18 protein-coding genes are annotated in these 18,839 nt (G+C 51.1%); 6 read left to right on the top strand and 12 right to left on the bottom strand.

The window, feature by feature from the left end; all coding sequences use genetic code 11:
• Positions 1-385 precede the first annotated feature (385 nt).
• Positions 386-3,694, top strand: coding sequence for an ImpA family metalloprotease (locus tag ONV78_RS15900; RefSeq protein WP_279504499.1), 3,309 nt, complete (start codon positions 386-388; stop codon positions 3,692-3,694).
• A gap of 440 nt (positions 3,695-4,134) precedes the next feature.
• Positions 4,135-4,872 carry a PEP-CTERM sorting domain-containing protein gene (locus ONV78_RS15895; RefSeq protein ID WP_279504497.1) on the top strand — a complete coding sequence of 246 codons (738 nt, stop codon included), beginning with the start codon at positions 4,135-4,137 and terminating at the stop codon, positions 4,870-4,872.
• A 127-nt stretch (positions 4,873-4,999) separates the two neighbouring features.
• On the opposite strand, the gene ONV78_RS15890 is transcribed toward ONV78_RS15895, so the two are convergent.
• A complete protein-coding gene (locus ONV78_RS15890) occupies positions 5,000-5,485 on the bottom strand; it encodes a hypothetical protein (protein ID WP_216740444.1) in 486 nt (161 codons plus the stop codon).
• A gap of 207 nt (positions 5,486-5,692) precedes the next feature.
• Between ONV78_RS15890 and ONV78_RS15885 the strand changes: the two genes are divergently transcribed.
• Together ONV78_RS15885 and ONV78_RS15880 are read left to right on the top strand one after the other, a co-directional pair.
• Positions 5,693-6,160, top strand: coding sequence for a copper chaperone PCu(A)C (locus ONV78_RS15885; protein ID WP_279504495.1), 468 nt, complete (start codon positions 5,693-5,695; stop codon positions 6,158-6,160).
• Between the two features lie 86 nt (positions 6,161-6,246).
• Positions 6,247-6,777 carry a hypothetical protein gene (locus ONV78_RS15880; RefSeq protein ID WP_279504492.1) on the top strand — a complete coding sequence of 177 codons (531 nt, stop codon included), beginning with the start codon at positions 6,247-6,249 and terminating at the stop codon, positions 6,775-6,777.
• Between the two features lie 3 nt (positions 6,778-6,780).
• On the opposite strand, the gene ONV78_RS15875 is transcribed toward ONV78_RS15880, so the two are convergent.
• The 3 genes from ONV78_RS15875 to ONV78_RS15865 form a co-directional block, all read right to left on the bottom strand.
• Positions 6,781-7,488 (bottom strand): Crp/Fnr family transcriptional regulator, encoded by a 708-nt coding sequence (locus ONV78_RS15875; protein ID WP_279504490.1) that lies wholly within the window; start codon positions 7,486-7,488, stop codon positions 6,781-6,783.
• Between the two features lie 199 nt (positions 7,489-7,687).
• Entirely contained in the window at positions 7,688-9,787 is a 2,100-nt protein-coding gene (locus ONV78_RS15870; RefSeq protein WP_279504488.1) for a trypsin-like serine protease, read from the bottom strand.
• A 477-nt stretch (positions 9,788-10,264) separates the two neighbouring features.
• Complete coding sequence (locus ONV78_RS15865) at positions 10,265-11,545, bottom strand: YncE family protein (RefSeq protein ID WP_279504487.1); 1,281 nt, start codon at positions 11,543-11,545, stop codon at positions 10,265-10,267.
• A 743-nt stretch (positions 11,546-12,288) separates the two neighbouring features.
• On the opposite strand from ONV78_RS15865, the gene ONV78_RS15860 reads away from it, so the two are divergent.
• A complete protein-coding gene (locus tag ONV78_RS15860; protein WP_279504486.1) occupies positions 12,289-12,915 on the top strand; it encodes a response regulator transcription factor in 627 nt (208 codons plus the stop codon).
• 47 nt (positions 12,916-12,962) lie between these two features.
• Here ONV78_RS15860 and ONV78_RS15855 read toward each other — a convergent pair whose 3' ends face one another.
• Both ONV78_RS15855 and ONV78_RS15850 read right to left on the bottom strand, forming a co-directional pair.
• The gene (locus tag ONV78_RS15855; RefSeq protein ID WP_279504484.1) at positions 12,963-13,382 is read right to left on the bottom strand and encodes a hypothetical protein; all 420 of its coding nucleotides are present in this window, start codon (positions 13,380-13,382) and stop codon (positions 12,963-12,965) included.
• Positions 13,383-13,654: 272 nt separating this feature from the next.
• Entirely contained in the window at positions 13,655-14,281 is a 627-nt protein-coding gene (locus ONV78_RS15850; protein WP_279504482.1) for a protein phosphatase 2C domain-containing protein, read from the bottom strand.
• 204 nt (positions 14,282-14,485) lie between these two features.
• Between ONV78_RS15850 and ONV78_RS15845 the strand changes: the two genes are divergently transcribed.
• A complete protein-coding gene (locus tag ONV78_RS15845; protein WP_279504481.1) occupies positions 14,486-14,947 on the top strand; it encodes a pyridoxamine 5'-phosphate oxidase family protein in 462 nt (153 codons plus the stop codon).
• A gap of 33 nt (positions 14,948-14,980) precedes the next feature.
• Here ONV78_RS15845 and ONV78_RS15840 read toward each other — a convergent pair whose 3' ends face one another.
• The 6 genes from ONV78_RS15840 to ONV78_RS15815 form a co-directional block, all read right to left on the bottom strand.
• A complete protein-coding gene (locus ONV78_RS15840) occupies positions 14,981-15,289 on the bottom strand; it encodes a hypothetical protein (RefSeq protein WP_279504479.1) in 309 nt (102 codons plus the stop codon).
• Positions 15,286-15,996 (bottom strand): lysozyme inhibitor LprI family protein, encoded by a 711-nt coding sequence (locus tag ONV78_RS15835; protein WP_279504478.1) that lies wholly within the window; start codon positions 15,994-15,996, stop codon positions 15,286-15,288. Before ONV78_RS15835 ends, ONV78_RS15840 begins: the two co-directional genes overlap by 4 nt.
• Positions 15,980-16,507 (bottom strand): NUDIX hydrolase, encoded by a 528-nt coding sequence (locus ONV78_RS15830; protein ID WP_347815418.1) that lies wholly within the window; start codon positions 16,505-16,507, stop codon positions 15,980-15,982. Before ONV78_RS15830 ends, ONV78_RS15835 begins: the two co-directional genes overlap by 17 nt.
• Positions 16,508-17,280: 773 nt before the next feature.
• Positions 17,281-17,709 carry a cytochrome c gene (locus tag ONV78_RS15825; protein WP_279504476.1) on the bottom strand — a complete coding sequence of 143 codons (429 nt, stop codon included), beginning with the start codon at positions 17,707-17,709 and terminating at the stop codon, positions 17,281-17,283.
• Positions 17,710-17,775: 66 nt separating this feature from the next.
• Complete coding sequence (locus ONV78_RS15820; RefSeq protein ID WP_279504474.1) at positions 17,776-18,186, bottom strand: hypothetical protein; 411 nt, start codon at positions 18,184-18,186, stop codon at positions 17,776-17,778.
• A 133-nt stretch (positions 18,187-18,319) separates the two neighbouring features.
• The gene (locus ONV78_RS15815) at positions 18,320-18,796 is read right to left on the bottom strand and encodes a cupredoxin family protein (protein ID WP_279504472.1); all 477 of its coding nucleotides are present in this window, start codon (positions 18,794-18,796) and stop codon (positions 18,320-18,322) included.
• Between the last annotated feature and the right edge of the window lie 43 nt (positions 18,797-18,839).

Here is an 18,839-nt window from a genome sequence, read left to right as displayed (position 1 = left end):
ATTAAATTCATAACGAAATAGTTTTTCGGCAAAATACAATTTTAATTAGGCCAAAAGAACTAAATTAATTTAATGTTTTTGGCTGAATGATCCTCCAATGGATATGTTTTATCCTCTTCAACTCTCTATTTATATCTCTCTAATTATCTGTTTTTAAATGCGATATTTTTAATATCGCCTCAATATCATTCGTTTACGGCTCGTTTGTTAAGTTTGATTTAAAAACAGTAATTCAATAACACATAAGTACACAAATAATTACATATAAATCGGCGGGACTTCACATTTTATAATTGTTGTCACGCCGCTTATAGCCCGCGTTTCTACACCAACGTAATATTGCGGGTTTTTTGATCAACGCCAATGTAGAGAACGAGGAAATAAGATGTTGCGGTTTCATCCTTTAGCCGGATCAATACTCCTGGCAAGCGCCATCGCTTTGACCGGCTGTGGATCAGACGACGACGCCAAATCCGGCGACAAGAATAAGGGCGTCGATAACGGATCGGAAGTTGTCGACGGAACAACTTCCGGCGGAAGCGATACCGGAAACGGCGACACTAATAGCGACGACTCCAACAGCAGCGGTGACGCCAGCGACGGCGGGTCTGATGGAGACAGCACGACGGGCGGCGACTCCAGCGGCGGAGACTCTGTTGATGGAAGCACTGGCGGCGACGATACCGACGATGGAGACGACGCCTCTGACGATAGCTCCAGTGGAGACGGTGCGGGCAGTGACGACGACACAGATAGCGACGACTCTGATGACGATAGCTCAGGCAGCGACGCCAACCAGCCCCCCACTATTTCCGGGACGCCCAGCCCGTTAGCCAAAGAAGGCGAGCCCTTCAGCTTCTCCCCCACTGTTAACGATATAGACGGCGACACCCTTACATTTCAGTTAGTGAACGGCCCATCCTGGATGAGCATCAACACTGACACCGGTAAAGTTACGGGCTCCCCCAGCGCAGATGACCTGGGCATGGCGAAAGGCATTGTCATTCGCGTATCTGACGGAGAAAAAAGCGCTGATTTGAAGTTTGATCTGGAAGTCGCCTTCAATCCCGTGGAACAGGCCATTCGTACCGGCGACGCACTGGTCGTCGAAAACAGCCGTGATCTGGCGTCCGCCGCGTTGCGCACAATTGAAGCCAACCGCACCCGCTACAATCAAGCCCGCATTGATCTGTTCCAGCTGAATACCGATGGAACCGCCAAAGGCGACAGTCTCACCGCCATTGATTGGGACCCTACTCACGACGCCGCGCAGATAAGCGCCATGTTTGGCGAAAACGAAGCCATCCTGATATCTAATGCAGCCAATGAAGGCAAAACCGTTTATAACCGCGGCTTTGGCGTTATCGGCGAAGACGATACGCGCTATATGGTCCTCGGCGGCAACCCTATGCGCGAACGCGGCGGCGCCAACGAGCAAATGCACCAGTTCATGCAAAACGCGATCGTCTGGCTGACCGGTAGAAATAATTTCGACGCACAACCGCTTAAGCTGGTCATGGCGCAAATGGATGAAAGCTACTGGTTTCATGACGCCACCGGCGCGCGCAAGTGGCTGGACCAGCGCTATGGCGAAAACGTCAGCTATAACGCGCAGGGAGATTGCGATGGCTCCAAGCTGGCGGACTGCCTCAATACAAATCCGGACTTGCTGATCATTTCCCAAAAAAGCGAGGAAGCGGACGTTGACGCCATCACTGCGACGGTAGCCGCCGCCATGGCGAAAGGGACGCCAGTGCTGTATCTGCACTGGGACGGCAATTTGACCAGCTTGGGAGGCAATCTTTTCACGCTGTTTAACGTGTCCTACCAGGAAGACAACTACTGGAAAAGGCTCTATCTAAGCAGTTATGACTCCATCGACGACATGGGCAAGATTCCGGAGAGCGTCACACAAGTTAAAACCATGCTGACTCACTTTGAAAACGAGGACTACGCTTTCGACTGGTCCGCCTGTGATGGCGAGAACTGCTCCGCCGTCAGCGGCCTGAATGCCGGTTTCTTCGAAGGCGCGGACGAAGTGCGCAGCATCATGTCCAATCTGGACAAGAGTAAGACGGATATCTTCGCCAACGAAGGTAAGCGCTATCAGAAGTTGCTCGCGTTATTGGGCGACCACTACCGCGCCGGCGCCACCTATCCTATGGACAAGATTACGACAGAAGATAATGCGTTCCTGAAATCGCTGTACGCGGACTACTCGGTCTACAACTACCGCGCGCTGAATCCCGCACAAAAGGATATGGGCAATTTCAGCCGCAGCAACTTCGATCATGTCTCAACCGTCACCAAGACCATAGACATGGAAAGCAAACGCTATTTCCGCGCCGCCGGTGTTTACGCTTTGCCTGGACACACGGTCAAGGTGACTCGCCTCGACAGCGCCGACGTGGCCACCTCTATCTTTGTCAACACACAGCGTTCCGGGGCCACCCATCAGTTTGAGAAGAACGGCTATACCCGTCCGAAATTCCTGCAGACGCCGAAGTTCAGTATAAAGACCGGCGAGAGCATTACCTTCACCTCCACCTACGGAGGCCCGGTGCAAATTGAATTTGGGAGCAACGGCAAGAACGTTTCTTTCCGATTCGAGAATGTGGGTGAGCATCCCTTCTGGAACGGCGAAGAAGACAACGCCAGCTTTGAACAGGCCTTGGCTCAGGGCGACTACGATTGGGCGGAACTCGTGACGCCAGGTTTCGAAGTGCACTCCAAGCTGGACAAAATGCGTAAGTCCATGCAGGACGAAAACTGGAAAACCGGCGCAGCTTTGGCGGCGGGAACCATGCGCTACATCCATAACTTCCCGCACATCCTGGCGGGCTTCAAAGGACCTGGCATTGACGTAGTGGCGGAGATACATGACTTCGCGGCGGCGCACAGCCTGGAAATCGAGCATATCGATATCGTGAAGCACATGAATGCGGATCAGGCCACCTGTGGTTATGGCTGCTCAGGCAACCCTTATGACGCCTATTGGGAGTTCAGCCCGATTGGACACGGCGACATTCACGAGCTAGGTCATGGTCTGGAGCGCGGTCGTTTCCGCTTCAGCGGCTGGGAAGGACACGCAAGCACCAACCCATACTCCTACTATTCGAAGTCGCACTACTATCTGGATACCGGTAAAAACCCGAGCTGCCAGTCGTTGCCCTTTGAAAGCATGTTCAATGTGCTGCGTGACTCGGTCAGCAAGTCCGATCCTCAAGCTTATGTACAGAGCCAGAAGTTAACCGGATGGTCCAACGGCGCCGGCATCACTATACAGATGATGATGACCGCTCAGGGCGAAGGCAAACTAAATGACGGCTGGAACCTGTTACCCAGACTGCACATCCTCGACCGCAACTTCAACGCGGCGTTAGCCAGCGAGGAAGCCTGGTCAGCGGCGAAAGCTAATTTGGGCTTCTCCCAATACAGTCTGGATGAAGCAAAAAGCATTAACAGCAACGACTGGATGACAGTGGCGGTATCCTACGCGACAGGCTTGGATTTCCGTGATTACCTGTCCATGTGGGCGTTGCCGTTTAGCGCTAAGGCGTCAGCCCAGGTTGCGTCCTTCAGTCTGCCCGTGGCGCCGCGCAAGTACTATGCGTCTGGCGGCGACCAGTTCTGTTATGGCCTGGATAAGCCGAGCATTCTCGTAGACGGCGTGCAAACCTGGCCCAGCCTGTAAAACTTTACTCGTCTTCCTTAGCGAAGATCAGGTGATTAATAAAGCGGCGCATAGCGCCGCTTTTCATTTCAGGCGCGCCTAAACAAGTGTCCGGGAAAGCGCACAACCGTCAGAAAATTTACAAGGTTAAATTTAAAGAACTGGTTTTTCTTGTCCGGTTCTACTGACATGTCAAAGCGACAAAATATTTTAATCCCTTCTTTTTATTTCTTTTTTTTCAATAGGATAAGCGACTTTCATTAAGTGCTTCCGTATGTCTGTTTTCTCAGACTCGCCCCTCCCACTGTCAGTAAATTTTACGGATTAGGTAATACGGACTACTTAATGACAGCCTGTCACATTGAAAAATAAGGTTAATTGGGTTTTGGCACAACGAATGCGTGAGAAAGCGGTGATGTACCCAGACCTACTTACCCCAATTAGAAGAAAAGGAGTTGGTTATGACCTCAAGAATAAAACACGCCCTTACAGCGCTGTCTTTGAGCGTAGCCGCAGTCAGCGCACATGCCGTTACTATCAACGACGGATATAACGGGGCCGGCCTCTCATACAACGCCGACGTTTTTGGCGATCCCAATGTCTACCAAGTCGACCGTATGGAAGTTACCTACGACAGCGACAACCTCTATGTATCCGTATTCACAAACTTTTTCGAAGGCGCGGACTCATACGGGCACAAGTATGGGGATCTCTTTATAAGCGTCGATGGCTGGAGTCCTTTCGGTAACGCAGCAGATCGCTACAAAGACGATGACATCACCAACGGTGAAAAGTGGGAATTCGCTCTGGACACCTCCACTGGCGATCTTTACAGCCTGTCCATGGTTGATTACATGGATCAACTAGTCAGCTCCGGCACCAGCAGCAGCGTTCGAAAAAACCAGGAAGTCGCAGTTAACACCAGCAAAGCCACTTTAGTGGCGGGTGAGACTTCAAGTGTAGATTTAAGCGGCGTCAGCACAACAGTTGGAACCATGGGCGTATTGTCATTCACGTTAACGCTGGCTGACCTCGGCATCACAGACCTGAGCTCTTCCACAGCACTGGGTCTACGTTGGGCGGCTACGTGCGCTAACGATGTTATTGAAGGCGGATTGAGCGTTCCAGAACCAGGCACACTGGCGATGTTGGGATTGGGGCTTGTCAGCTTAAGCCTATCCCGTCGTAAAAAAGCCTGATTTTTGCAAACTAGTACTATAAGTCGATAAGAACAGGGTGACAGGTGTAAGGCGCAGCGGAGAGTGTAGAGTTTTTTTACACTCTTGTTACACCCCTCCCGACTACAACCGAACAGGGACGTTTTACTTACTCCGTGACAAACTCCGACACCAGCGCCAGCGTGTCGCTCTCTCTGCCGATGAAAATCGTCGCCTTCCATAGCATACGTCCGGTAATGCACACGGGCAGGTATCCTTCCCCTTGATATGATCCGTCAGCCATCCGCGTTAGTTTGGTCTGGTTAAGCCCCATGTACATATCGGCGCCCTCAAAGTCGACACGGACCCGTTCCGCCTCTATGCCGTGTAGTTGGAGACGAATCGGAAATGCGCGCGCGGGATGAATCGGCTCATCGCCAAATGAAAAGCTTACATTGCCTGCATCGACCGGAAGGCTACACTGACCTCGTCCAGGCGTGCATTCAGTGACTTTCAAATACTGGATATTCTTGAATTGGTCGATATCGAGAGCGCCTGAGCTGGGAAGCCATTGCCGCACCAGACCTAACGACGCCAGAAACAACACCAGGGCGAGCAATACTGCTCCCCTCACCCAATAACGCTTGAACTGCAACGTCAAAACCTCATTCGCGCTGAAGATGGGAAGGATATGGCCGCGCAGTGTGCCTTTCCGATCAGAAATTGTCCAGCGACAATTTGACGCATAACTCCGCGTTAACGCTACATTTTCTCAGTGTGCGCCCTGTGTTAGGCTTGGGCCCTGATTGAATCCCCTAATTAATAATCGCCCTAGCCCCGTAACCGCACCTGATATCTCTCAATGATGATGAAAAAAAGCCTGATCCAAGCCCTTCTCGCCACCACCCTGATGACCTCGCCAGCGCTCGTCTATGCGCAGAATGAAAGCGCGCAGGCGGTTGAAACCAGTAACGCCTGGATTCGTTTTACGCCGGGAACCATACCCATGGCGGGCTACTTCACGCTCAACAATTCGTCCGCCGAGACTATCACCATAACCAGCGCCGAGAGCGCGGACTTCGGGCATGTCATGATGCATCAGACCGTCAACGACAGCGGTCAAATGAGTATGCAGCACATGGGGGAAGGCCTTGCAGTGACGGCGGGAAGCCACATCTCATTCGCCCCCGGCGGCATGCATCTGATGTTGATGCAGCGTCAGCGTCCGCTGAATCCCGGCGACCATGTCAACGTCACCCTGAATCTTGCCGATGGCGGCGCGGTTTCTGTGGAGTTTGAAGTCAAACCTATTTCCTACGAAGGCCCCTGACGCAACTCTGTTCTCCCGCCTTTCGCGCAAGCGTATGGGCGCATCCTTGTCTACACTGGAAAGGAATGCGAACAAGGGAGTTGGACATGCAGCGCCTCGCCATATGGGTTTTCGCCCTCGCTCTGCCCGGCTGTGCGGGACAGGGATACTCCAATGCACACGGCCCCCAAGTGGATGTAGCGGTGCATCCCGCCTGGTACGACGGCGAGCGCGTCTACTACATCACCACAGACGTCTCCGATCGGGATATGGCGGCGATGATGCAGGCCAATTATGCGCCCCGCTTGAAAGATGCGATTCCAGATTATCCCAAGCCGCCACAGGTTCGTACTGTGCTGGAAAGGGTCTACCGGGTTCGTAATTTCGACCAGCCCAGCATATTTCCCTCCGCGCCAGAGCCGCCAGGTTCGAAAAGCGTCAACATTCAATACAGTCCTTTGTGGCTGATGTATGAGGTAGTTTGGAAAGCCGGCGTCGCGCCTGTAGAGCTTAAATCCGAGGAACAGGTTTTCGTAGCGGAGAGCCAGGGAAAGCTGGAGATTCATCGCACCGACATCGTGGTGAACTGCCCTGTGGTGCATTACGAAAGCGAACGCATCGATCGCTATGAGTGGTGATTGCTATTCCAGCATGCCTGCCTGTGACTTCAACGCATCCATGTCCAGGATCTGGATTTCACCATAGGACGTGGCGATAAGCCCTTTCTGCTCCAGCTCTTTCAATATCTGGTTAACCGTCTGCCTGGACACCCCCAGCATCATGCCCAGTTGCTCCTGCTGTATATGTATCGCCCGTCGCGCCTGTCCGCTGAAGTCGCCATAACCCTCCGCCATCACCACCAATCTGCGCGCCAATCGCAGAGGCGCAGGCAGCAGAGTGGCGTCCTCCACCGCGCGAAACGCCAAGCGCAGTTTAAAACAAAGCAGCACACCGAAGTCCCGCCAGAAATGCGGCTTCGCCGCCAGTAGCGTTTCCAGACCTTTTTGCGGTAAGTGCAACAAGGTTGTGGGAGTTTCCGCCAAGGCGCTATGAGTGCGGTCAAGCCTGTCAAACAAGGCGATTTCTCCGAACCAGTTGGGGGGCTCCACAAACGCGAGAATCGCCTCCTTGCCATTTTCGTTAACGCCAGTGACCCTCAACGATCCTTTCACAACGGCGTAAATACCTGCAGGCTTATCACCGCGTCGAAACAGAAACTCCCCCGTTCGAAGCGCTTTAATTTGCGCCAGATTCAGCAGGTCTGTCTTTAAGTCTTCAGGAATAGCGCGAAACCAGGCTCCGCGGTTTAGCAGGTCGTAATACTCGTGGGTGGACAGCTTGTCAGGCATGGCGCAGCGCTTATTATTTTGGGTTGATGGCAATGAAATTTTGCGCGATTCAGGCTCAAATCTTACAAAACTTCGTTATCAATTGCGCGCTTATCGTTGGAAAGACTGCTGCAAAGGGCGGGTATTCAGGAAAGGAAAGGGAACAAGTGAAAAAGACCGCGCCGCAGGAGGGTCCGGGCGGCGCGGTGTGAAGGCTGGATTATTCTCCGCCGAACACGGAGGTCCAGTAATGCGGATAACTGGCCGAGGACGTGCTCACTTTCTTCGCGCCCATTTCGGTGTACTCCGCTCCCATGATATTGGAACAATGACCCGGGCTCTTCAGCCACCCAGCCATAACCTGCTGTGTAGACTCATAACCCGCGGCGATGTTCTCGCCTACGCGCCAGGAGTTATAGCCTTCCGCGCGAGTGCGATCGCCAACCTGCGAACCATCGGAACCGGTATGACTGAAGAAGTTGTTGTTTACCATATCTTCAGTGTGCTTGGTCGCCGCAGCTCCCAGCTTACAGTTCCATACCAATGGCTCTGCGGCCGGGAAGTAGGCTGAACCACAGTTACGGCCCTCGCTACGCGCCTGGTTATGCGCTTCCAGCAGGGCTTTTTGTGATTCGGTCAGCTCGCAATCGTCTGGATTAGTAGGATCTGTGGGATCAGTTGGGTCCGTCGGATCTGTAGGGTCGGTCGGGTCCGTTGGATCGGTTGGCTCACCTGGCTCGTTAGGATCATTAGGGTCATTTGGATCTGTCGGAAATCCAGGATCGTCCGGATCGATTGGATCAGTTGGGTCGGTCGGATCAGTTGGGTCCGTTGGATCAGTTGGGTCCGTTGGATCAGTTGGGTCCGTTGGATCAGTTGGGTCGGTTGGATCGGTTGGATCGGTTGGGTCGGTTGGATCGGTTGGATCGGTTGGATCGGTTGGATCGGTTGGATCGGTTGGATCTGTTGGATCTGTTGGATCTGTTGGATCTGTTGGATCTGTTGGATCTGTTGGGTCCGTTGGATCTGTTGGATCTGTCGGATCAGTTGGATCGGTCGGATCAGTTGGGTCCGTTGGATCGGTCGGATCAGTTGGATCTGTCGGATCAGTTGGGTCCGTTGGATCGGTCGAATCATCGTCATAAGAGGCGGTCAACGTCACGCCGCTATAGCGCAAATAACCGTGCAGCATGATGTGATACACGCCAGGTCTCACGACCAAGTCGTCACAGACCTCTTCATTGCCATTTTTGTAGGGACGGCAATCGTATTCGGTTAGCGTCGGATCTTCTTCCGCTCTGACGTACAGATCGACATCTCCGCGACCGCCTTCGATCTTGACGGAGAGATGCTCAGCGCCTTCAGGCACTTCGATAGTGTAATAAACCTTGCTGTCGGAAACGCCGTTCAAATCCTCAATCGGCTTACCGTTGCCCAGCACGTTATCGTCGTCGCCATCGCCGTCATCGGGACCGTCTGGATCATCCGGATCGCCGGGATCAGGCGTGTCGCCGCCGACATAAGAGGTTACCCAGTCCTTGAAGCTGGGCACAGCAGTGTATACGCCGTATTTTCCTGGTCTTGCGCAACCATCGCCCCAGCTTACGATACCCAGCTGACGGAACTCGCCGGCCTGGTTAACAAACAAAGGACCGCCGGAGTCGCCCTGACAGGAGTCTTTCCCGCCCTGCTCCAGCCCCGCGCAAAGGCTATAGTCATAAATCGCGTCGTCGCCGTAGGCCATACGACACTCATCGAGAGACACGACCGGCACATCCACTTTCTGCAGGATATCCGGGGAGCCACCATTTTCACGTAACGCGCCCCAGCCGATAACTGTCACGTCGCTGCCGGGCATAATGTCACTGGGGTCGCCCAGAGTAATGCGGGTGTACTTCTCATCCACTTTTTCCGACAGCTTCAGCAAGGCGATGTCGTTCTCCAGAGTCTGTTCATTAAACTCTGGGTGATTGATCACTTCCACCACTTGGATTTTCTGTGCGTCGCGCATGTCGTTCTGGTCGTGCAGACCGATGACGGCTTTGAAGCTTTCGGCAGAAATGCCAGCGGTACAGTGCGCCGCAGTGAGCACATAATAATCATCTATTACCGACGCGCCGCACCACTGGCCGCCGTTGTATTGCAGATACACCATAAAGGGAAATTCGCCCTCGGCGGCGTCTTCACCGCCGACGATCTTGGGCGTCAAATTGCGATATACGCTTAGATCTTCCGGCGCGCTTGGGTTCGCGTAGCTCGCGCCGCTAAAGGTGAGGCCGGCAATCATCCCTGCCAGCAGGTTCTTTTGAAACGGTTTCATAGTTCTATCAGTTCATTGGCGATTGGTGTTAATAACATCAGGCAGCTTCTTCTAGATTATTCTGACAACTGCTACCTGCTTGATTCTGAACGCTAATTTCGGGACACAAAGACGCTCCCGCAACAGCAAACCAAATCGGCGCCCAGCCTGACCAAGCTAACACGCTCACAAAGTGGCCTACAATTCGGACAGATATGCTAGGAACCAGGGCCTACTCGCAGCGTTTGAGAGAATACCGCCAGGGCTAGAAACGACAGGGGGTTCAGCCAGGGTCGATACAAATGAGACTAGACTCTAATGCATCGAATAAGCGGCGAAATCCGCTAAGAAAAAGGGATATGCAACTATGTGATTGTGTCTCGGGTTTTCACCGATAGGTGTTTGATGAAAAAGAGAAAATTGCTCGTTACGAACAATTGCCAGGGGAATGTTTGTAAAGACGCCGCACTGATGGCGGCGTCTGGTATGGAAAGCGGATTATCCCTGTACGGAGTCCAAGCTGTTCAACACGGATTGCGGAGCTTTCCCCATCCGGGAGCGTTGCGGGAACTCGCCGACGGGAATGCGGGCGGCTTCCTGAGTGGTAGTGTAGTCAAACACGCCCACCGTGCCCTCCACGCTATTGGAAACGAAGCAGTAGGCGCCATCAGAGCTGGTCGTCGCCCAATACGGAAGATCATAGCCATCCATAATGCGATCAGTGGCGAGGGTTTCCGTGGAAATGATCGCAACATAGTTATCGATGGTTCCCGCCAGACAGAGTTTCTTGCCATCGCCGGACAGCGCCAGACCATGATGCGCCGAGTTCTTCGGGAAATCGTCATAATTGGGATAGTTGGCTTTGCCGAATTCGCTGGCGGGCAATTCCACCGTATGAGTAATAGCACCCTGCTCCAGATCCACTTTCACAAATCCACGCAGATAGGAAAGCTGGGCGTACAAGGTTTTCTCATCCGGCGTAAACACATTGGGACGCACTCCCTGGGGAAACTTGATGGTGCGCAACAACTGCAGGGATTCCGCATCGACAATGCGTAATGAGCGCTCGCCTTTCATAAAGTTCAAGGCGTGAGGCAGCAATACGTTGCCGATACTGGTGTTGTAGATGCGCTTGCCGTCCGGGGAGAAATCGTTTTGATGAGGAAAGTCTCCCGTAGCGAATTCGCCTGTGCGTCTGCCGGTGACGGCGTCTATCAGAAAGGCTTTCTTGGATGTGGAATCGGAAACCACCAGCGTCCCGCCATCGGGAGAAAGCGCCGCATGATCCGCATGAAATCCCGGCACGGGATGCCGCCACAGCATGCGATGTCCCGGCGCGGTAAGATCAAATGCGGCCACGTCTCCCAGATAGCCCCGGGAGACATACAACACCGTCCCGTCCGGCGACAGAAAAACGTCGTCAACATTGCGTTCGCCGCCGTTTTCATTAATAAACGCATCGTACAGCAGCTTCAGAATGCCCATCTCGCTGATGCGTTCCTCTTTATCTTCCGTCACATTCACTGACCCCAGATTGAGAAAGGTGTATGGATCGATAAAGCTGACAGTCCCGCTTTGCGCATTCCCCACCAACAGCACATCCCGCATTTCCGGAGCGGCCGCTGGCGCCTCCGCACTCGCTACGCCAGAAACGCCCAACGCCAGCGCGAGGGCCGTCACGCTTAACACCAGTTTCTTGAATCGCCGCTTCAGGCCAAAACCGCGGATATTCCCCTTGGCGCTTACCGCCCTCATCAGACCCGTTTTATTCTTGCGCATCGTTTCAGCTCCTTGATCTTGTATGCTTTATTAGGTCTTTTCTGGTACGGCTCACTTCTCCAGCAATGATTTAAAAGAGCTCTTTCCCTGTCAGCGAAAACAACCACCGCCTGATATGAACAGGGTTCAAATAAGCTCAACCCGACTAACACTAACTGCACTCAACAGAGCGATACTGTCGCCTTTCCGACTTTTCTGTAGAGGGATAAGGTTCAGAAGCAATTGGAGCCCGATTGGTGATAACCCTCCGTCAACTCCGTAGAGGATGACTATTTGGGTAATCTGGTGTTTGACTATTAACTCTTGTTAATTCATATTATTTCCGGGATTTCAATCAACAGTGTCATCATGTATGCGAAGGGAAACGCTATGCTAACACGTCGAAAAATTACTCCACGTCTTGTTTCATCATTCATCCGCGTCAGTAGTAGTCCGTGACAGTGCATCTCGGCCATATTCGAACCCGACAATAGTATTCCAAATATCAAAGAGCACACAAAGCAACATCTACAAAACGATCAGCCGCATTAACGCTTTCTCTAAATAACCAAGATCATTACTCATAGAAAAAGTTTCTTATTTAGAGTTGTACAGAAGACGGAGATCTAATGAAGCTATCGTGCTCCTGGAAAATACGCCTGTAGACTGATCTAAGGAGGCGCCTCAATATAGATTGGACTGAATGGACAAAGGCATAACGCCGAAACCTTTGATTAACTTTATTCAGCTAATTATTTAAAAACATGAAAAATATAAAAATTTTAATAGCCGATGATCATCAAGTATTTCGGCAGGGGCTAATTTCTCTTATTAGTAATAACTCAGAAATAGAGATAGCGCATGATTGTGATAACGGCACAGAGGCATTGACCTTTATTGAGAACCTTAAACCAGACATTGCCATATTGGATATTTCCATGCCTGGGATGAATGGCCTTGAAGTTATGTCACATGTTTTGGCGGTAGGACTCAACACCCGAATTATTTTTCTCACTATGCATAAAGAAATCAAGATCATCGATCACGCGATGGTTCAAGGAGCATCAGGCTATTTACTTAAAGACGAAGCGTTTGAGCATCTTCTAAGTGCTATCGGTCTGGTTTCGCAGGGCAAAATATACCTTTCTATAGAGCTGAATAGCGAACTGGCCACTTATCGATTAAACCGGTCCCATGAAGGCTTAACCACAAGAGAAACGGAGATAATTCACTATATTTCCAATGGACTTTCTAATAAAGAAATTGCCAAAGAGCTACATATTTCACCAAGAACAGTCGACACACACAGGACTCGTCTCATGAGAAAACTTGGGCTACATCGAGCTACTGATTTAGTGCGATATGCTATCAAAGAAGGATTAGATATATAGAGTACCAAAAAGAAGCAGCCTGATTTAGGCTGCTCTTTTTAAGGATTCTATTCGGACTCTGGCTCTAACTCCATGCCATTTACACTTCCAAGCCTAGATATATAAAAACAACCAGTGATACTACCCGCATCGTTTCCAGTATTTTGCATAACCCCAGTGAAATTATTTACACCTGTATTTTTAGCTGCATAGACCGTATTGTATGTATTATTACTCTTATATTGAAAAATAAGCACATGATCAAGTTTAACTTTCTTCTCCAAATACCGGCCTGATCCACCCCCTGAAGTTGTGAACACGCCTTTACTTTCAGAGGCGTCGCTGGATTCTTCCGTAAACGTTAAAACTGACGCCTTATTAGTGCCATCGCACCCGTAATCATAAGCCAAGGTCCATTTTCCAGACATGTCCGCCATCGCGGATGAAGACAAAAAAGTCATAGCAATCATTGCAAATAATTTTTTCATAAGAAACTACTCCTTTAGCAGTTAAAGTGGCGATCTAACATTTAATTCACTCCCTTTAAGCTACAAGTGCTTTTTGAATTAAATGGCGCGACTTGAACTTTACCCTGTGAGTCAGACCTTGTATTTCGAGTGAATACTGTATTTAGTGTAAGGAAGACGCTCTAAGTATTAATCAGATACGTAGCTTCTTCGGAGTAACTATCACTTTATTTGACCGCTTTTAAAGGCCCGCTGAGATAACGAATTGAGCCTGGTTTATAGAAGGCTGACATTTACGACTGGCGGATCACAATAATCGATAAATCATCCGCCAATGCCCCACTTTTATTACGCGCCAAATCAGCGAACTGCGACGCCGTCGCGTTACTGGCGAAGTTCGCCAACTGTTTGATTTGCGCCAGCGAGGCGTAATTGAAAAAACCGTCGCTACCGACGACTAATACTCCCTGGAGAATCATCGGACCAAAGCCGATAGGAACCGCTTCGCCACTTCCTAGTAAAGGCTTGCGATGTTGCAGTTGCGTCAATTCATACATAAAGTCCGGGTGGAACAGCCAACATTGAGAGTCGCCGACACTGGCGCCAATCACTTCGCCGTTGGTGACTTTACCAATCACCGCCGTCGTCTCACCTAAGAGGGACATAGCCGCGATTTCCTGATCCCAACGCCGTAAATGACGCTCAAATTCATCTGGCGAATTCAATTCTTCTTCAAGCAGCCGAGTGAATGCGTTAGCCACATAGTCTGAAGCTTCTTTACCTCCAGCCAGGCCACCTGCCCCATCAGCGATGCAGAACCAGATGCAACCGTCTTTTTCGTGTACAAACAGCGTATCCTCGCCGTGTGAGGAATGGGCTTCAAGGTAGTGGGACAAGTCGCAGGGCGAGAATACATCCATGATGTCGTTATACTCGGGAATATGGTTGAATTTTATCGTTTTTTCACAGTGATAGTATAATCGCCGCCTAACAGGCGTTTCTCTTAAAGCTTGGCAATATCACGAGAAGCACAGCCCGCTCCTTCACCTTTTTTGCCGGCGACTGTTTGACTGCCTGACTGGAAATGAACAGCCGTCATTCCACTAACTTATATGGACTAACTTATGAAACTGGATATTCAGGAATACGCCAATAAAAGCGTACTTTGCTGGCTGGCTACATCAAGTCGTGAAGGAGAACCCAATGTCTCGCCGAAAGAGATTTTCCTCGCCCTGAATCCCACGACATTATTAATCGCCAACATCGCCTCTCCCATCAGTGAACGCAATATCCGCGCTAATCCCAGAGTTTGCGTCAGCTATATCGATGTCTTTGAGCAAAGAGGCTGCAAAATAAAAGGCGATGCGCGGGTAATCGAGCCTGCTGCTCCAGAATGGAATGACTATCTGAACCAACTTAAAACCTTGTCGGGAGAGAACTTCCCCATCAAGAATATCTTTGAGATCAGCATATCCAAGTCCACCAACATTCTCGCCCCAAGCTACCTGCTTTTTCCTGAGATAAAAGTTGAACAGCAGGTTGAAAGCGCGATGAAGACTTATGGCGTTGAGGTGAAGACGGGGTGAGTATCGGCTATCGCCAGAGAGCTTAACGGAGCGTTAGGCTCTATCACTCACAATTTCCCACTCCTTTTCAAAGCCCTGGAGGGTCAAATAACCACTGATGATCGTCATCAGCCTTTCCACCCAAAATGGAACGTTAGCATCGTAGAGTTTTCCACTCTCACCATCAGCAATGGACTGGTCCAGCATCCACCAGAAGAACTCCGCCAGTTCAGTTGCCTGCTCCGGCGTCGCCACCGATGCGGCGTTTTGTGAAAGGCCAACGATAAAGGGGTCGCCGTATCGCTGAGCATAATGCGCCATGACTTCCTGAGCTGGTTCATCCCGACCACTGAAATCTATCATTTCTCACCACTCAAAACCTGTAACGCTTTCGGCGACTCAATAGAGAAACGATCTTTTGCAATAAAGCCTCTGGAGCCGCAGTAATAAGTCCGGCAGGCGCCGTCGACATCCTCGAACACCAAGGACTCATCTTCCAGATAAATGCGGAACACACATTGGCCCACATCCAGGTCACGATATTCGTACACGCCGCTTTTCGCCTGCAATGCTTCGCCTTCAACGTTACAACTGTGACCATTCGCATGATTGGATTCATAAGCGAATTGCAGCACTCCGCCGTTATCGCTACTGACTTCCAGATAGTCGGGAACCTGCGGCGCATCTACCTCGCCCACCCGTTGGCGCTCATATCTGGCGCGGAATAAACCCGGCATGCCGCCTAACTTGCCCAGCAGCTCAATGCGTCGCTCATAGGCGTTGCGCAGGCAGTCTGCGTCTACACACAGGTTGCGCGCCTCTTTCAACCACAATGTCTGGCTGAATTTTATCTCTTTACCGAACTGAGACTCTCTGGCCTGCTTGTATGCAGCAGCCAGCTGTTCATCCAGGTTAGACAGGTTTTCGTCTTCGCATATCAGCGTTTCAACGCTGGACGACGCTTGAGCGCAATCAAAACCGGCCGCGGCGCCTATCGCGCCGTTAAAAAGCAGGAATGCCGCGCTGACGGAGACAAGCCCGTATCTGCGCAGCCTAGAAATCAATTTCATGTAAGCTGAATTTACCTTTATCCAAATCTTCAAAAAACCGCATCAATCCATATTTCACGGTATAGAAGCCAACCTCATCCCAAGGCAGATCATCTTTATTAAACAATTGCGTCTCGGAGGTCTCAGGACCATGAGGGCCGGTATCCTTCAACTCCGCCAGATACAGCATATACACCTGATTGGCGTGCGGTAGATTGGCCACCAGAAACAGATCCTGCATCGCCACGATAGCGCCGGATTCCTCCATGGTCTCCCGCTTTGCCGCGTCCCGAGTGCTTTCACCATTCTCCATAAATCCCGCCGGCACGGTCCACATCCCTAACCGCGGCTCAATGGCCCGCTTGCATAACAGCACTTTGTCGCCCTGATACACCAGACAGCCCGTCACGACTTTGGGATTTTGATAATGAACATATCCGCACTGATCGCAGATATGACGGGAATGACTATCGCCGGCGGGTGTGGCCAGACTGACCGATCCTCCACATTGACTGCAGTACTTAATATCCACTGAACTACACCTCTTGAAATGACTATTAAGTCACTTGAGACTGATCAATCCGCACCCAAAAATCAATCATCAGAACAACGTCGTCTCCGATTTACCCTGGCGGACGGCATTGTAGCGAGTGGAGGTCCGGCAAGCCCGTAGTTTAAATATATGAGTTTTGGTGATTTGATTACGTAGTTTGATTGCTTAATGGGTCGCGTCATTTGAGGCGAGTCACCGCAGTAGATTCATGCGACGTCTGCACGCTCGGCGTCAACGAACTTAGGTAACGTTCCCTCTCATACGCAACCAATAGAGCCCATAAACGCCATAGACACATGCGACGCCTATCAGAGGCGCAAGAAGTACTTTCGGATTTGAAAAATCAGTTTGGACCCATTTAGTGACGATGGGGATTGCGAGCACGGCAAATACGGAAATGCCTAATATGTGCACAGACACTGGCGGCCGGGAGTTTTTAAAATACTTCATTCTGCGCAGTAAACTACCGGCGCTAATGGCGAATATTCCCCAAAATACGAATATCAGCCCTAAATAAAACGCTTCTCTGGTGCTGTTAAGTCCAAAAACCGCCCCCGCTAATCCCAATACACTTATGACAACAAAAAATACCGCTAAATACATGTGCTACCGACCCACTTTCCCTTATCACTGTCTTCAAATTCAGCCGTAGCGTTTCCAGTTCAATACATCACCGCGCCAAGCTGCTATGGGGGCGGCATTGTAGCGATTAGCGGCTTCATAATCCCGCTGTTTATAAGAATTCCTGGGACCTAAATACGGTCGTCGATTTCTCGCCATTGTTGGTAGATATCGTCCGGCCACAGGCTTTGGAAATAGGCGACCAACGCCAGCTTCTGCTCCTGATTGAACTTGTCGCCAAAGGCCGGCATTACGCCTCCTACCGGCGCGCCACCGTTTTCGATCGTCGCTAACAGCGTTTCCATGGGATGGTGCCACGCATGCGCTGTTCCGTTCAGCGGTGGGGGCGGATAATGTCCATTGGCGTCCGGCTTCTTCCAATTCTCCGCCAGCCCTTGGGCGCGACGCCCATGACACATGCCGCAATTCGCTTCAAATAAGGTTTTTCCTGTTTCAGCCTGAGCTTTTGTGTACCAACGGCCGGTGTCTGTTTGGGGTTGCGTGCAAGCGGTTAGTAACAACAAGGCTAATAGGCTGATGACTTTTATTGCTTTTTTCACACTTTTCCCCATCGCGCCATTGATATAGCCCCGTGCTCATTTTTAATAAACGGCCAACTCACAACCTCATCTCTTCGCATAAACCTGCAAGGCGGAGAGGTAAACTATCTTGTCGAAGTAGAAAGGACCGGTTCTATTCATCCAGTCATTCTGACTGAAGCCTTGCTTCCAGTTTGATTCCCACCCAATGTCGCTCCATTTTATCCGGTCACCCAGATCTTCTACCTTTACCGTTACTGCGCCGCAACCCAAGTCCGCACAACAACCGCACAAATAGAGGGGAACGCGTCCTGACGCCAGACATGAAGGCATTCTCAGTAGTAGCTGCTTCGCATAATCACGGTCAACTTCAATAGCGCTGAAGTCGTCATTTATCCCTAGATGTTTCGCCAATCTGATATTGCCGATCTTGTAGTCAGCAAAGGATCTGACCTTGTCTCTAGAACCTGGGGCGCTATATATTTCCAGTGTGTGCATGATATGTATGACGTTACAGTTTGCTCAAAAACAGGTGCTTTCAGCTTATCATTTTTCGCCGCACGAGACTCGACTACCAAGCGTTAAGCCACGCATCCCTGCGCAGCTTCTGGCGATGTTATCGCGACAGGGATTATTTCACCGTCATGTCGCCGTGCATGCCTGCTTCATAGTGGCCGGGTAAGTTGCAGGCCATTTCGAAGGTTCCGGCGCTGGCGAAGGTCCAGACGATTTCGCGGCTTTCGCCGGGTTCCAGGGAGACGGAGGCGCCATCGTCGTGTTTCATGTCCGGCATGGCGCGCATCATTTCGCCGTGGGCGCGGTGTTCTTCTTCCGTACCCAACGAGAATTCATGACGCACTTGGCCGGCGTTGGTAATCACCAGTTTCACAGTTTCTCCCGCTTTGACTTCGATCGCCCCCGGCTCGAATTTCATGGCGTCAGTGGCCTTTATTTCAATGGTGCGGCTTACTTTGGCGGCGTCGCCAGGAGCGCCAGCCGGGGACGCTTTCGACTCGTGATGGTGGGAATGGTCGTGGCCGCCGGAAGCAGCGACTGTCACACTGGCGCTCATCAACAGCGCGCCGATCATCCAGTTTTTTAATAACATCTTTTTCTCTTCTTGCTTCGTTTTACTTAAGGATTTGTTCACT

The sequence above is a fragment of the Hahella sp. CR1 genome (assembly GCF_029813005.1).
Taxonomy (GTDB): Bacteria; Pseudomonadota; Gammaproteobacteria; order Pseudomonadales; family Oleiphilaceae; genus Hahella.
Note: the sequence above shows the minus strand (reverse complement) of the source record. Positions and strands in the feature narration are given on the sequence as shown.

Excerpts from the sequence above, each read along its gene's own strand:
- ONV78_RS15900 (WP_279504499.1), top strand. The coding sequence starts at position 386 with ATGTTGCGGTTTCATCCTTTAGCCGGATCAATACTCCTGGCAAGCGCC.
- ONV78_RS15895 (WP_279504497.1), top strand. The coding sequence starts at position 4,135 with ATGACCTCAAGAATAAAACACGCCCTTACAGCGCTGTCTTTGAGCGTA.
- ONV78_RS15885 (WP_279504495.1), top strand. The coding sequence starts at position 5,693 with ATGATGATGAAAAAAAGCCTGATCCAAGCCCTTCTCGCCACCACCCTG.
- ONV78_RS15880 (WP_279504492.1), top strand. The coding sequence starts at position 6,247 with ATGCAGCGCCTCGCCATATGGGTTTTCGCCCTCGCTCTGCCCGGCTGT.
- ONV78_RS15875 (WP_279504490.1), bottom strand. The coding sequence starts at position 7,488 with ATGCCTGACAAGCTGTCCACCCACGAGTATTACGACCTGCTAAACCGC.
- ONV78_RS15870 (WP_279504488.1), bottom strand. The coding sequence starts at position 9,787 with ATGAAACCGTTTCAAAAGAACCTGCTGGCAGGGATGATTGCCGGCCTC.
- ONV78_RS15865 (WP_279504487.1), bottom strand. The coding sequence starts at position 11,545 with ATGCGCAAGAATAAAACGGGTCTGATGAGGGCGGTAAGCGCCAAGGGG.
- ONV78_RS15860 (WP_279504486.1), top strand. The coding sequence starts at position 12,289 with ATGAAAAATATAAAAATTTTAATAGCCGATGATCATCAAGTATTTCGG.
- ONV78_RS15855 (WP_279504484.1), bottom strand. The coding sequence starts at position 13,382 with ATGAAAAAATTATTTGCAATGATTGCTATGACTTTTTTGTCTTCATCC.
- ONV78_RS15850 (WP_279504482.1), bottom strand. The coding sequence starts at position 14,281 with ATGGATGTATTCTCGCCCTGCGACTTGTCCCACTACCTTGAAGCCCAT.
- ONV78_RS15845 (WP_279504481.1), top strand. The coding sequence starts at position 14,486 with ATGAAACTGGATATTCAGGAATACGCCAATAAAAGCGTACTTTGCTGG.
- ONV78_RS15840 (WP_279504479.1), bottom strand. The coding sequence starts at position 15,289 with ATGATAGATTTCAGTGGTCGGGATGAACCAGCTCAGGAAGTCATGGCG.
- ONV78_RS15835 (WP_279504478.1), bottom strand. The coding sequence starts at position 15,996 with ATGAAATTGATTTCTAGGCTGCGCAGATACGGGCTTGTCTCCGTCAGC.
- ONV78_RS15820 (WP_279504474.1), bottom strand. The coding sequence starts at position 18,186 with ATGCACACACTGGAAATATATAGCGCCCCAGGTTCTAGAGACAAGGTC.
- ONV78_RS15815 (WP_279504472.1), bottom strand. The coding sequence starts at position 18,796 with ATGTTATTAAAAAACTGGATGATCGGCGCGCTGTTGATGAGCGCCAGT.